Raw genomic sequence first — 11,955 nt, 5'->3', positions numbered from 1 at the left:
AGTTCTAGAGTTTAGCAAACCGTTTTATTTATTATTTTGCATTAAACAAGCTTTCAATTTGGATTCTTTCAGCAAAAGTTTCAAGATTTAAGTCTGAAGATATATTATTAAAGAGTATCTTAACTTTTTGCGCATTTTCTGGGTGAATGATTTTACAATTTATAAAATCATGATCATTTAGATATTCTCCAAAAGTTGATAATAATTTTTCTCTGGAAATTAAAGTATTTTCTTTCTTTGTTTTAAACCATTTTTTTTGAACTTTAGTCAATAAAAAATAATCTGCATTAGGAATTACATTTGGAATATGTTCAGTCCAGCTTGAAACGGTGATAACATCATTGTTTTCTTTTGTTTTGAAAAAAAACATTTTAGGAACAAAATAAGCGTTCCCTAACTTTTGTTGAATTAAATTTCGGTTAGCATTATAATTCCAAATTTGATTTGATTTTTCAATGTCTAAATAACTGTTTTGTTCTGAAAAATGGCTTGAACTTGCATGTAAATTTGTGTTATTCCAATTGTTAAACAATTCTTTTTGATTCGGCTTGTATGGTTTGTCATTTTCAGATTGCGGATTGAAAACATATAAGTCTAAATCATTTACTAGTTTATCTATAAATTCGAATGCTTCGATTCCGAAGAAACTTGGTCGAAGAAAATTTAGATTGAAGGAAATATTTACATCTTTGAAATCTTCAAAATTTTCAAAATTTTCAGAATCGTTATTATTTTCTTTTTCTGTTTTTTCGAAAGTAAAATATACTTCTGTATCAGAATTATGAAAAAACCATTGATTATTTTCTTTTGGAACTAATTCTGAGGATAAAAAATTCTCAATTTCATTATCAGTTATAGGACTTCCTTTAGTTTTGAAAAAATATAAATCGTAGCTCATCTTTAAATTAATAATATTTATTATTTCTTCGCCATCACAAACTTCTCAGAACTCGGTTTTCCGTTAAGATTTCCAGAAATCTCTGCTGTCAAAGTATTGTTTGCACTTTTTGTATAAGTGATTTTTTGAGGATAATCGTGTTTCGGATTTTCGAAAACCAATTGTTTATCTGATTCAGAAGTAGAAGGGAAGAAAACCGGTTTGTCGTCGTTTTGCCCCTTTACAGTTGCTTTGTAAGTTAGCGTTTCGCCTAACTGAGCCAAAACAATAGTTTCAAAATGCAAAGTGTCTTTTCCTTTAATAAAATAAGAAGAAGCGCTAAAAGTACTGTCGTTTAGTTTTTGCCAATTTTCAGACAAAACACCTTCAGGAGATTTATTTTCCCAGTTCCCGATTAACCAGTCGGCTTTTTTGATTTTATCTTTTTCAACCGTTTCTTTTTTCTGGCAGGAAACTGCGGCTAATACAAGAGCTAAAAGAGTAATTTTCTGAAACATATTTATGAGATTTTGGGTTTGGTAATATGCTACTAAAGTATGAATTTTTTTTTAGCCACGAATTCACGAATTTTTTTCTGAAAAACCGTATTGTTAGTTTGCCACAAATTACACGAATTTTCGCGAATTTCTTTTTTTTATATCTGCCACAGATTAAAAAGGATTAAAATGATTCTTTACTCAGTGTATTTCTCCAATAATTGCACAAATTTTTTCTCGCAGATTTAGCAGATTTGACAGATTTTTAGAATGCAGAGTATAAAATAAATCTGCTGAATCTGCTAAATCTGCGTGAGACAAAATCATTTTAATCCTTTTAATCTGTGGCAAATAATATAGACACAGTAATTTTCAAAAAATAATTCGTGGAAATTCGTGGCAGAAAAATCAAATGCTAGCGCTCAAAATAGAATAAACCAATTCCTTAGTCGGTTTTTGGTCTTGCAGTTTTGCTCGAACTTCATCAAAAGTCACTTTAAAATCACAGCCCGATTTGTATTCAGCACAGCCATAAGCCGTTTTGCCTTTTAGAATAGTTCCTTTTTTACATTTCGGACAAGTCAAAGCATCTGAACTTTCTTTTGTTTCGGCTTTTTTATCTATTTTCTTTGGCTCTAATTTCAGTTTGTAATTTTCTTCAAAACGAATTAAACCCTCAACCGTTCCAGAATCGGTTTTAAAGCCTTTTATATTTACTGTAGAACCTTTCTGAACCAATCTTAAATACTGACTTTCCGTAATTTTTTTATCGTGAAAAACAAAAGGCAACACAAAATCACAGCCCGATTTGTATTCGCTGCAACCAAAAGCCGATTTTCCTTTCAGTATATTTCCTTTTTGACATTTCGGACATGTTTCTGCCGAAATTCCAGCCGCTTTCTTTTTCTCTTTTTCTGCTTTTACAACAGGTTTCTGAATCGTTGCAGCATGTGAAATATTGGCATGTTTGGTTTCGCTTCGAACTTCATAAACCAAAGCTTCCACCATATGCTTCATGTTTCGGATAAACGCAGCAGCAGTAAAAGTACCTTTTTCAATATCTTTCAGTTGTTTTTCCCAAGTTCCAGTAAGTTCTGCCGATTTCACCAATTCGTTCTGAATCGTATCAATCAATTGAATTCCTGTTAAAGTGGGCAAAACCTGTTTTTTATTTCGAACAATATACTGGCGTTTGAAAAGTGTTTCAATAATATTCGCACGAGTTGACGGACGACCGATTCCGTTTTCTTTCATCAATTCACGTAAATCTTCATCATCAACCTGTTTTCCTGCGGTTTCCATGGCACGCAGTAAAGTAGCTTCGGTAAACTGATTGGGCGGTTTGGTTTCTTTTTGAAGGAAAGAAGGTTCATGCGGGCCTTTTTCGCCCACAGTAAAACTCGGCAATAAATCGGGTTCTTTTTCTTTCGCATTCGGATCTTCAAAAACAACGCGAAAACCTTTCTTCAAGATTTCTTTTCCAGTTGCTTTAAAAGTCACATCAGCAGCTTTTCCGATTACGGTCGTGTTGGCAACCAAACAATCATCATAAAAAACGGCAATAAAACGTCTGGTAATAATATCATAAACCTGCTGTTGATTGAACGGCAGATTATTTTGAACTCCCGTTGGAATAATCGCATGGTGATCGGTTACTTTTTTATCATTAAAAACTTTTGGCGATTTCTTGATTTTTTTCTCCAAAACAGGCTGAGTCAATTCAGCATAATTGGTTAATTTCTGCAAAATACTCTGTACTTTCGGATAAATATCATTGGGTAAAAAAGTGGTATCTACTCTGGGATAAGTGATTACTTTCTGCTCGTACAAAGTCTGTGCGATTTTTAGTGTTTCTTCAGCCGAAAATCCGAATTTTTGGTTGCAATATACCTGTAAACCTGTTAAGTCGAAAAGCTTTGGAGCATATTCGTTTCCGTTCTTTTTATCTACAGAAACAATTTCGAAATCACTTTCTTTAACTTTCGCTGCTATAATTTGTCCATCTTCTTGGTTTAGAAAGCGGCCTTCTTCATAACTAAAAAGTGTTTCTCTATATAAAGTCTGCAATTCCCAATAAGGTTGAGGTTTAAAGTTTTCGATTTCTCTAAAACGATCCACAACCATTGCCAGCGTTGGAGTCTGCACGCGTCCAATAGATAAAACCTGTTTGTAGCCACCATGTTTTACGGTATACAAACGTGTGGCATTCATTCCTAATAACCAGTCGCCAATAGCTCTAGAAAACCCGGCGTAGTATAAATTATCGTAATTGGCTGATGGCTTTAAGTTTTCAAAGCCTTCTTTGATTGCTTCCGTTGTAAGTGACGAAATCCATAAACGCTGAATCTCGCCTTTATAATGCGCCTCGTTCATTACCCAGCGCTGAATCAATTCTCCTTCTTGTCCAGCATCCCCGCAGTTGATAACCACTTCGGCTTTCTCAAAAAGGCTTTTAATGATTTTAAACTGTTTCTGAATTCCCGAATTCTGAACGACTTTGGTTTCAAATTTCTCAGGAAGCATGGGCAGATTGTTCAAATCCCAGCTTTTCCAGTGCGGTTTATAATCATTGGGTTCTTTTAAGGTGCATAAATGCCCAAAAGTGTAAGTCACGGCATAACCATTGCCTTCGTAATAACCATCGTGCTTGGTATTGGCACCTAAAACAGATGCAATTTCACGCGCTACACTTGGTTTCTCGGCAATACAGACCTTCATTTTTTCCTTTCTTGATTAATAGGCGAAAGTAGGGAATTTTGAAGAAAGGGGCAAAGGTTGTTAGTAACAAAGAGACAAAGACATTTTAGCATCCTCTTTTATTTATAAGAATTGACGTTGATCTAATGCATTCTTTTTTGCTTCAATTGGGCAAGAGAGCAAGGATATTTTTTTGAATGAAAATATTTAATAATAAGAAAAGAAGTAAGAGGATAAATTTTATAACTTCGGCGCTTAATTCGATCCTACTATACTAATACCACAACCAATAAGAAATATGAATATCAATCAGTTTAAAAAGCACTTTTATTGTTTTTTTATTTTATTACTATTTATTAATTGCTCCAATGATGAAGATCCAATTCCTGAAAATGCAGTATTCGAGCCACAAACCGAATTAATAAGTTTAGAAGGAAATCAAAACCAGTTAGAGGTACATTGGAAACCTGTTTTCATAGAAAAATTTAAGAGTTATAAAGTCTATCGATTTGATACTTATAATAATGAATCTTTTAGACCAGAAGGAGTTGTAGGTTTGGGAGAGCTTGTATTTGAAGCTACAAATAATAGGACTACAAGTTTTATCGACACAAAAGTGCCCTATAATTCTTTTGTAATGTATGCTGTTGTTACAGAATACTTGAATGAAGAAAAGAATGTTATAGCTGTAGTAAGTAAAAACCATTTATCTTTCGAAAATAAGGATTTATCATTTGCAATTACATCTGTAGAAAAGTCAGCAGATGGGAGTTTGAAAGTAACCTGGGATAGAGATTCTAATGCTGGTTTTGAAAGTTATACAGTTTATGCCTTGAGTAGTCCGTTTTTATCTCATGAAGATGTTATGAATAATAAAAATAAACTTAAGAGTATTACTATTCAAAACGAAAATAGTATTTCTGATACTGTTCAATATACAGATCAAATAGTATATTATGCCGTGTCTAAAGTTATAAATGGAAAAACAATTTGGAGCAAAAATTTAGGAATGATAGATAATCCTAGAAGTTTGAAATTTAGACCTGGGCAAACATTTAAAAATCCATACGTTGAAAATGAGGTGATCATTATTAATAAGGAAGGAGAAATTGTGTTTTACGATATAAATTCCCTCACCAGTACTAAGATTTCAACAAATGGCTACATATTCTTTTGCTCTATTGGTGAGTATAATGGAGTGAAAGACTTATATGTTCCAAGTATAAATGGAAATGTCTTTTTAGTAGATTTAAAAACACATCAGATTAAGAAAACTATAAATCTTAAGACAGATTACGATATCTTAACTGCAATTCCAATAAATGAACACATCTTATTTATAGAGAAACACCCTTATGCAGAAATTGGTGGCCTTTTTGTTTATAATGTTAAAAATGATAAGGTTTTAAATAGAAATGGTTCTTTTGGCGCTGCTTCAAATGCAAAATTATTTTATGGAAAAGATAATTACTTTTTCATTTTAGATGGTGATGGACGTGAATATGGAAGTTCTTCGGCAATTAGAAGACTGGATATAAACGGAGATCAAATCACTACAGATTTACTTTGGAATGAGTCTGTTGCCGACAGTAGATTATTTGCTTTATCAGAAGATAAAAGTTTCTTTGTAAGCACCAATTTTGGTTTTCAATCAGATGTTAATTATGAAAATTTTACAGAGGTTACAACCAAAAGTTACTCGTCGACTCTTAATTTGGCAGATGCTAAAATTACTTCAGACAATCGTATTTATTTTGCAGTTCCAGGTGATGGACGTATCAGTGTTTTTGAAAAAAATAATTTTAGTGCGCCAGTAAAAGAATACAAAACCAAAGGAGGACCTTTGTTTCTTGAGGTTTTTGATAAACAAATAATTTCCTTAAATCAATGTCCTAATACTTGCATTTTAGAAACTACTGCAAAATAGAATAAGTAGATAAAAGTAAAACGTCTCCGAATAGGAGACGTTTTAGTATTGAAGTTTAGCTTATATTTCTAAAGTACAATTTCTATTAAATTCAGTTTTTAATATTCAAACATTTTAAAATATTCTTCCAGCTCCCGCGCTCTTGTTTTTACAATTTCTTTCTTTTTATTTTCGGCAACAGCATACCACATGGTTCCTTGCTTTACTTCATAAAAGTATTTCGAAATAAAGCTATATTCTTTGTCGCGATAAACAAGCCATTGCTTTTGAGATTCCTTCAAAGTTTCAAAGGCTTCTTTTGGGAGTTTCGTTTTCAATAAATTGTAATATTTGTTCAATTCTTTATCCCAAGATTCACGGGCTTGTATGGTGCAATTGCACATGTCGGCATTAGAAATGTTGTCTTTATTAAGACATTTTGATTCTAAAACATCAATTGGATTCTCTTTTTTTGTTTGTGAAAACGCCACAATAGATAGAAGAAGAAAAATAAAAACAAATATTTTTTTCATTTCATTTATACTTTAAAAATATCAATTCTTCTCATCCAGAAGATTTCCGATTCTAAAAATTGAAGTTTTGTCTTCACTACTTTATCACTTTTGTCCCTTGCATTTTTAGTGACAAATCTTGCTGTAGAATGGCTAAAATCTAAAGTATATTTTTCGTCTAAGTCTGTTTTTTTATCAGACGAAAAAGTAATTAGATTGTCTTTTGCACTCCATTTTCCTTTTCCATATTTATTGCTTTCTTGCGGAGTTCCTCCTTGTATGTTAGAATACGAATGAAACTCAAATGTTCCATCTTGATTTAAAGTAAGTTTATATTCAATTTTATGTTTTTCTGTAGAAAGAGAACGAGTGTAATCGCCTGCAAACTGATTAGACTGTGCAAATAAGTTTAATTTTATAATTAAAAGTAATGCCGTAAGTATTAGTTTCATTGGTTTTGTTTTTCGGATAGTTTTAAGAGTTTTTCAAAAATAAATGGTTTAGAATCAAAATCCTTACGTAAAACCGTATTGATAAGTTTATAATTTTTTTATTGTCAGAAAATAAGCTTATCTTGCTAACAGATTACAATTAACATCATAATGATCACTGCAAATTTTTATTTAATAAACAGCTGTTTAATGTGCTTAATGTGCACGTTGCTGTATTTGCATGACGATACTTTCTTGAAAAGCTCAAAAGAGTTTATTTCTTTTGCCCTGTCACAACTCTAGGCAGGGGATATTTTACCATTTCAATTTTATTATTTAATCTCATTTATTCAGGATATGATATCGTTGGATAGTCGCTTTGCGTGCTGTTTACTGTAGAGTTGTGTCATATCTTAGAAATAATGGAGCAAACAAGAAAGTCATGTCGCAACATATTATTTTAACAACAGGAACCTACGATTTAATTAAAGATCACGTAAGAAGAAAAAAAGTAACCGCTCAAGAAGAAGAGCTTTTATTAGGCCAGTTAAAACACGCCACACAAGTATTGCGAAAAAATCTGCCAGAAGATGTGGTTTCAATAGATCGAAAAATTACTTATAAAGACCATATCAATAACCAAGAAAAAACAATTCTTCTTGTTGGGCCAGAAAAAGCGAAAGTAAGCAAAAACAAAATTTCGGTTCTTTCAGATGAAGGAATCGCCATGGTGGGTTACAAAGAAGGCGATATTATTGAATGGCCTGCTAAAAAAGGAAATCTTAAATTAGAAATTTTGAAAGTAGAAGAGTAATCTAAAATATTGTCCGTTTTCGTTTTAAAGTCAGTAAAAATCCCAAGAGAGTTTTCTTTTGGGATTTTTTTTGAAATAATAAGAGTGCGAAATAAGAGGAGAATTACCTCTAAGCGACGTTCATTGAAAGCTTAAAATAATTAAATTCGTTCATCCCAATTTAGTTATAACCAATTCTGAATGAGTATGAAACAAGCTGAAACTATAGACGAAGTAATTCTGTTATTGGATCAAATAATAGAAAAGTCAAAAATAGACCAAAGCAATTTAGGTCTATTTGCCATTCTGTATCGCGAAGTGACGGTAAGAGTAAAAGAAGGTATTCTGGCGGGTTCTTTTCAGAATGGTGAACGAATGGAAAAGCTAGATGTTATTTTTGCCAATCGGTATTTGAAAGCGTATTATCAATACCAAGCCAAAGAAAAACCGTCTGAGTGCTGGGCATTTGCTTTTGAACAAGCCGAAAAGTTCTGGCCGATAGTTTTACAGCATTTACTGCTTGGAATCAACGCTCATATCAACCTCGATTTAGGAATTGCCTCGGCAGAAGTCAGTACAGTCGAAGATATCGAAGATCTAAAAGCCGATTTTGATAAGATAAACTTCATTTTGAGCAATCTCGTTGGTGGTGTCGAAAAATGCTTAATCAAAATTTGGCCTACACTTACTTGGATATTGAAATTTACAGGTAAAGTAGACAATTTCTTTATCGATTTCAGCATGGAAACCGCAAGAAATGGCGCATGGAAATTTGCCAACGAATTTGTTGCAGTTCCAGAAAACGAAAGAGAAGCCTGCACACAATTACGAGACCAGAGAATAACAGAAATCGCTAGATTGGTTTCAAATCCTGGATATTTTGTCAGCGCTGTTTTTAAATTCATTCGCTTATTTGAAAGAGGAACTGTTGCTCAAAAAATAATCGATATGCAGATCATGGAAGAAAAAAACATGGAATGTATCGTGGCGTGATTTGGATTCGTGAAAATTGGTTTTTCTACTTCGAAAATATAAAAAGCTACATCATTTTGTAGCTTTTGTTTTTTATCATAAACAAATTCAAATTCCTGAAATGTTAAAGTGATTTTGTACTTATATTTTTATATTTTTGACTGCATAACCACCCAATCAACCATTAACAAACTAACCATTCTATGAACAACATTACCTCAAAGGCAAGATTGCCTAAAATTTATAATACCGCTGCAATAGTAGCATTTGTATATGCTGGTTTAATGCTTATTTTTTCAGTTTACAAAGATTTCATTTATGTCGACCAAACTTGGCTTCATGGTCTTACAGCTAACGGATTTTCTGTTTTTAGTAATCTAATCTGGATCGGACTTTTGCTAGCACTTAAAGTTCTTTTGAATAAAACATTGCAATACAATAAAGCAAATTCATTAATAAATGCCTCTTTCATTTTTTTAGGAATAGGAGTTTATTCTGTTGGTGTAATTTTTTTTAAGTCTCTAAAAGTTTATTTTTCTTCAAACGATGTTAATGCGCTGCTCTCCTTTAGTACAAGTTCTATTTCGAGTGCCATTCTTTTGCTTTTATCCAGTGTGGTATTGATTGTACTTGATGTTATTTTAGGAAACCGTCTTAGAAAAATTGATATTGTTCTGAAAGATTACTTTAAAATCTTAGGTTTTTCGTTTATAGTGTACGCAATCGTTTCGGCGCTTCAAATGGTAAAAGTCATTAATAGCGATATCGTTGTGTTTTTGCCAAAAATAGTTTTGATAGTAGTCTTAGGAAATATTTTTAAAGAAGTTTCTAAAATGAATCCTGCCGATTTACCCTCTGAACCAGAGCCTAAAGTTGCGGTTAATTATGCTCCAGCTAAAATCTTCTCTGAAAATAAAGCTGAAAAAGTAGAGAAAATAAACGTTTCAGATAGAAAGAAAGAAATTGCAGAGCAGGAAATAATTCCAGTTTTTGATATTAACGAACTGGAAAATAGAGAAACCATACTTTCTTATTTTGAAAACCTGTCAAACGATGAAAAAAACAGATTGGGAGTTGTAGTGGCAAAAAAATACAATCAGGATTTGACAGCAGAACAGACAAAGAATCTTATTTTGCATTATATCACAGAGAAAAAACTATACGATCATAATCGATTTGCGCCACAGTAAAAAGCCGTTTTCTCGTATTTTCATTTATAAAAAATATCCCAAAAAGAACCTTCTTTTTGGGATGTTTTTTGCAGATACTATTATAAGAAAAACTATTTCATTCCAGTTTCGAGATAATCTTCAAAACCGCCGTAGTATATTTTTTCGACCCATTTTTTAAAATCTGCTGTGTTTTCAATGATATACGTTTTTGCATATTCTTTATCAATATCTTTTATAATTTTGATGGTTTCTCCTTTTTTAATCCTTTCGTTTATTCTGTAAAGATTATTTGCGCAGAATTTGAAAAATGACAAAGTATCATATTCTCCAGAATTATTGAGATATAAAATCTCTTCTTTTGTGTTGTAAAAATTATATCCCATTTTAATTGAATGCTTTTGAATTAAGTATTAAAAATAATCATAAGCATTACAAAACCTCCCAAGCAAAGAACCCCAATCATATGATTGCGATTGCTATTATCATCTTTTTTCTGATTGCTTCCGCTTGGTGACCAGAAACTTGAAAATGTTCTGAAATCATTATCGTTTGAAAGAGTCCATAAATTGTAACCAAGAAATCTTGCTGAAGCTCCTAAAAACTCCAGAATAATTCGCCCTAATACTATTTGCTCAAGATCCATTTTAAAAGATCTAGTTAATTGTTAATCATAGGATTCAAATTCTCATCTTTATTACGCAAATCCAAACCGCCTTCGTAAACCGATTTTAGATTGGTCAAATAAAAATGCCAGCCGTTGGAACAACCTAGTCTGATGAATTTTTTCGAATTATCGTCTGTCGGAATGTTATGATGACGTAGTTCTACAATCGTGTATCCATTTTCTTCACTCAATTTTATATCTACGAGACACGTTCCTTCAAACGTAAACTGCAATTGGTCTTTTCCGTTGGCCGAAGTGATTTTTCCTTTCATGGCGTCATCATACAAATACCAAAGCCATTCATAAGCATTGCCTCCTAAAACATTTTGGTTTTTGCTGATTGGTTCCAGATTCGCATCAAAAAAAGATACTTTTTCTAGAAACCATTTTTCCAGTTCGTTCGCGGTGGTCCAAGCATTGTAAATGTTGCTGAGCGGAGCTTTAACGGCTATTTTTTTGGTGAAAGAAGTCCAGTCGAAGTTTTCCATGATTTGATTTTTTTTCTAATTTTTTTAAATTATCTCAGCTCGCTAAAACCTGTTTTTTAGAATCGTTTGTTAATGCAATTACCAATGCAATTCCGCAGAAAAGTAAAGCAATAATAGCGCGTACAATTTCATTTCCACCACCTACAGTTGGGTTTGCAACAGCATCTTGAATGTGGAAGAAAAGTACAAAAAGTAAAAGCATTAAAGCCAAAAGAAGCGAAATAGGTTTAATCCAAAGCTTAAAAATAATCGAAATGCCCGAACAAATAAGCGCAACGCCTACAAAATAAGTCCAAAACATAGTTCCTGGCAACCATTTCGGAACCATTGTTGACACGAACTCAGCAAAAAGAAAATGGCTTAAACCAAACAAAAGCATTAAAAGCGAATAGAAAATTCGCCCAACTGGAATAAGTTTTTCTAGAAATTTGTCGAATTTGCTTTCGCTTTTATTCGCACTATAAGAACCCGCCAATACAAACGCTCCGCCGCTATACGTTAGTTCTTCAATAGCATTGATCCAGATTTGTGTGGCGTTGGTTTTATCGGTATTAAAAATGAAAATAAACGGAATATGTGAAACAATAAAAGCGGCAAGAAAAGCTAAACCTAAATAAAGACAGACTTTTCTGGTGTCAATAAATGTAATGGTAACGATTCCCGAAATAATAATTCCTGCCAATATTAAAATAATTCCTGTAAGGATAGAAAACGCAGGGTATTGATGCGCCCAAGCGGGAAAAGGTGATAAAATTTCAGATCGAAAATCTTTAATAATAAGCTGATGTACTCCCAAAGCAATAATGCCAATACCGTAAAATAAACGGCCGAGTTTAATAAGTCCTTTCATTAATAATGGTTTTAGATAGTAAATTTGTTTTTGGTATAACCAAATATATAAATTTATTGCTAAAATACTGATTTAATGAGAGTTGGTTTTTTGCAG

13 protein-coding genes are annotated in these 11,955 nt (G+C 32.5%); 4 read left to right on the top strand and 9 right to left on the bottom strand.

Going from position 1 to position 11,955, the window contains the following annotated elements:
* Nucleotides 1-31: 31 nt before the first annotated feature.
* The 3 genes from AC5ZCW_RS13115 to AC5ZCW_RS13105 all read right to left on the bottom strand — a co-directional run bounded on the left by AC5ZCW_RS13115 (nucleotide 32) and on the right by AC5ZCW_RS13105 (nucleotide 4,092).
* Nucleotides 32-898, bottom strand: a complete 867-nt coding sequence (locus tag AC5ZCW_RS13115; RefSeq protein ID WP_496120291.1) for a hypothetical protein — start codon at nucleotides 896-898, stop codon at nucleotides 32-34.
* A gap of 20 nt (nucleotides 899-918) precedes the next feature.
* Nucleotides 919-1,395, bottom strand: a complete 477-nt coding sequence (locus AC5ZCW_RS13110; RefSeq protein WP_496120289.1) for a DUF6265 family protein — start codon at nucleotides 1,393-1,395, stop codon at nucleotides 919-921.
* A 387-nt stretch (nucleotides 1,396-1,782) separates the two neighbouring features.
* The gene (locus tag AC5ZCW_RS13105; protein WP_496120287.1) at nucleotides 1,783-4,092 is read right to left on the bottom strand and encodes a type IA DNA topoisomerase; all 2,310 of its coding nucleotides are present in this window, start codon (nucleotides 4,090-4,092) and stop codon (nucleotides 1,783-1,785) included.
* Between the two features lie 277 nt (nucleotides 4,093-4,369).
* Here AC5ZCW_RS13105 and AC5ZCW_RS13100 point away from each other — a divergent pair, with 277 nt between their 5' ends.
* Entirely contained in the window at nucleotides 4,370-5,998 is a 1,629-nt protein-coding gene (locus AC5ZCW_RS13100) for a hypothetical protein (protein ID WP_496120285.1), read from the top strand.
* A gap of 98 nt (nucleotides 5,999-6,096) precedes the next feature.
* On the opposite strand, the gene AC5ZCW_RS13095 is transcribed toward AC5ZCW_RS13100, so the two are convergent.
* Both AC5ZCW_RS13095 and AC5ZCW_RS13090 read right to left on the bottom strand, forming a co-directional pair.
* Nucleotides 6,097-6,510: a lysozyme inhibitor LprI family protein gene (locus AC5ZCW_RS13095; protein ID WP_496120284.1), complete on the bottom strand. Its 414-nt coding sequence runs from the start codon at nucleotides 6,508-6,510 to the stop codon at nucleotides 6,097-6,099.
* 5 nt (nucleotides 6,511-6,515) lie between these two features.
* Nucleotides 6,516-6,941, bottom strand: coding sequence for a copper resistance protein NlpE N-terminal domain-containing protein (locus tag AC5ZCW_RS13090; RefSeq protein WP_496120283.1), 426 nt, complete (start codon nucleotides 6,939-6,941; stop codon nucleotides 6,516-6,518).
* A 421-nt stretch (nucleotides 6,942-7,362) separates the two neighbouring features.
* Here AC5ZCW_RS13090 and AC5ZCW_RS13085 point away from each other — a divergent pair, with 421 nt between their 5' ends.
* From AC5ZCW_RS13085 to AC5ZCW_RS13075, 3 genes are all read left to right on the top strand, one after another.
* Nucleotides 7,363-7,734: a GreA/GreB family elongation factor gene (locus tag AC5ZCW_RS13085; protein WP_496120281.1), complete on the top strand. Its 372-nt coding sequence runs from the start codon at nucleotides 7,363-7,365 to the stop codon at nucleotides 7,732-7,734.
* Between the two features lie 180 nt (nucleotides 7,735-7,914).
* Nucleotides 7,915-8,706: a DUF5995 family protein gene (locus tag AC5ZCW_RS13080; protein ID WP_496120280.1), complete on the top strand. Its 792-nt coding sequence runs from the start codon at nucleotides 7,915-7,917 to the stop codon at nucleotides 8,704-8,706.
* 182 nt (nucleotides 8,707-8,888) lie between these two features.
* A complete protein-coding gene (locus tag AC5ZCW_RS13075; protein WP_496120279.1) occupies nucleotides 8,889-9,875 on the top strand; it encodes a hypothetical protein in 987 nt (328 codons plus the stop codon).
* A gap of 92 nt (nucleotides 9,876-9,967) precedes the next feature.
* Here AC5ZCW_RS13075 and AC5ZCW_RS13070 read toward each other — a convergent pair whose 3' ends face one another.
* From AC5ZCW_RS13070 to AC5ZCW_RS13055, 4 genes are read right to left on the bottom strand one after another with little or no spacing between them, the layout of a single operon-like run.
* Nucleotides 9,968-10,240: a hypothetical protein gene (locus AC5ZCW_RS13070; RefSeq protein ID WP_496120277.1), complete on the bottom strand. Its 273-nt coding sequence runs from the start codon at nucleotides 10,238-10,240 to the stop codon at nucleotides 9,968-9,970.
* 20 nt (nucleotides 10,241-10,260) lie between these two features.
* Entirely contained in the window at nucleotides 10,261-10,500 is a 240-nt protein-coding gene (locus tag AC5ZCW_RS13065; RefSeq protein WP_281631829.1) for a hypothetical protein, read from the bottom strand.
* Nucleotides 10,501-10,514: 14 nt separating this feature from the next.
* Nucleotides 10,515-11,009, bottom strand: coding sequence for an SRPBCC family protein (locus tag AC5ZCW_RS13060; RefSeq protein ID WP_496120275.1), 495 nt, complete (start codon nucleotides 11,007-11,009; stop codon nucleotides 10,515-10,517).
* Between the two features lie 34 nt (nucleotides 11,010-11,043).
* Nucleotides 11,044-11,859, bottom strand: coding sequence for a DoxX family membrane protein (locus tag AC5ZCW_RS13055; protein ID WP_496120273.1), 816 nt, complete (start codon nucleotides 11,857-11,859; stop codon nucleotides 11,044-11,046).
* Nucleotides 11,860-11,955 lie beyond the last annotated feature (96 nt).

The organism is Flavobacterium sp. PLA-DH12, from assembly GCF_059511845.1.
The sequence above is the reverse complement of the archived record's forward strand: the minus strand, read 5'-3'. Positions and strand labels throughout refer to the sequence as shown.

What these genes read in the sequence shown, in the direction of transcription:
- AC5ZCW_RS13100 (WP_496120285.1), top strand. Translation starts at nt 4,370, where the DNA reads ATGAATATCAATCAGTTTAAAAAGCACTTTTATTGTTTTTTTATTTTA.
- AC5ZCW_RS13055 (WP_496120273.1), bottom strand. Translation starts at nt 11,859, where the DNA reads ATGAAAGGACTTATTAAACTCGGCCGTTTATTTTACGGTATTGGCATT.
- AC5ZCW_RS13090 (WP_496120283.1), bottom strand. Translation starts at nt 6,941, where the DNA reads ATGAAACTAATACTTACGGCATTACTTTTAATTATAAAATTAAACTTA.
- AC5ZCW_RS13060 (WP_496120275.1), bottom strand. Translation starts at nt 11,009, where the DNA reads ATGGAAAACTTCGACTGGACTTCTTTCACCAAAAAAATAGCCGTTAAA.
- AC5ZCW_RS13095 (WP_496120284.1), bottom strand. Translation starts at nt 6,510, where the DNA reads ATGAAAAAAATATTTGTTTTTATTTTTCTTCTTCTATCTATTGTGGCG.
- AC5ZCW_RS13065 (WP_281631829.1), bottom strand. Translation starts at nt 10,500, where the DNA reads ATGGATCTTGAGCAAATAGTATTAGGGCGAATTATTCTGGAGTTTTTA.
- AC5ZCW_RS13085 (WP_496120281.1), top strand. Translation starts at nt 7,363, where the DNA reads ATGTCGCAACATATTATTTTAACAACAGGAACCTACGATTTAATTAAA.
- AC5ZCW_RS13105 (WP_496120287.1), bottom strand. Translation starts at nt 4,092, where the DNA reads ATGAAGGTCTGTATTGCCGAGAAACCAAGTGTAGCGCGTGAAATTGCA.
- AC5ZCW_RS13075 (WP_496120279.1), top strand. Translation starts at nt 8,889, where the DNA reads ATGAACAACATTACCTCAAAGGCAAGATTGCCTAAAATTTATAATACC.
- AC5ZCW_RS13115 (WP_496120291.1), bottom strand. Translation starts at nt 898, where the DNA reads ATGAGCTACGATTTATATTTTTTCAAAACTAAAGGAAGTCCTATAACT.
- AC5ZCW_RS13080 (WP_496120280.1), top strand. Translation starts at nt 7,915, where the DNA reads ATGAGTATGAAACAAGCTGAAACTATAGACGAAGTAATTCTGTTATTG.
- AC5ZCW_RS13110 (WP_496120289.1), bottom strand. Translation starts at nt 1,395, where the DNA reads ATGTTTCAGAAAATTACTCTTTTAGCTCTTGTATTAGCCGCAGTTTCC.
- AC5ZCW_RS13070 (WP_496120277.1), bottom strand. Translation starts at nt 10,240, where the DNA reads ATGGGATATAATTTTTACAACACAAAAGAAGAGATTTTATATCTCAAT.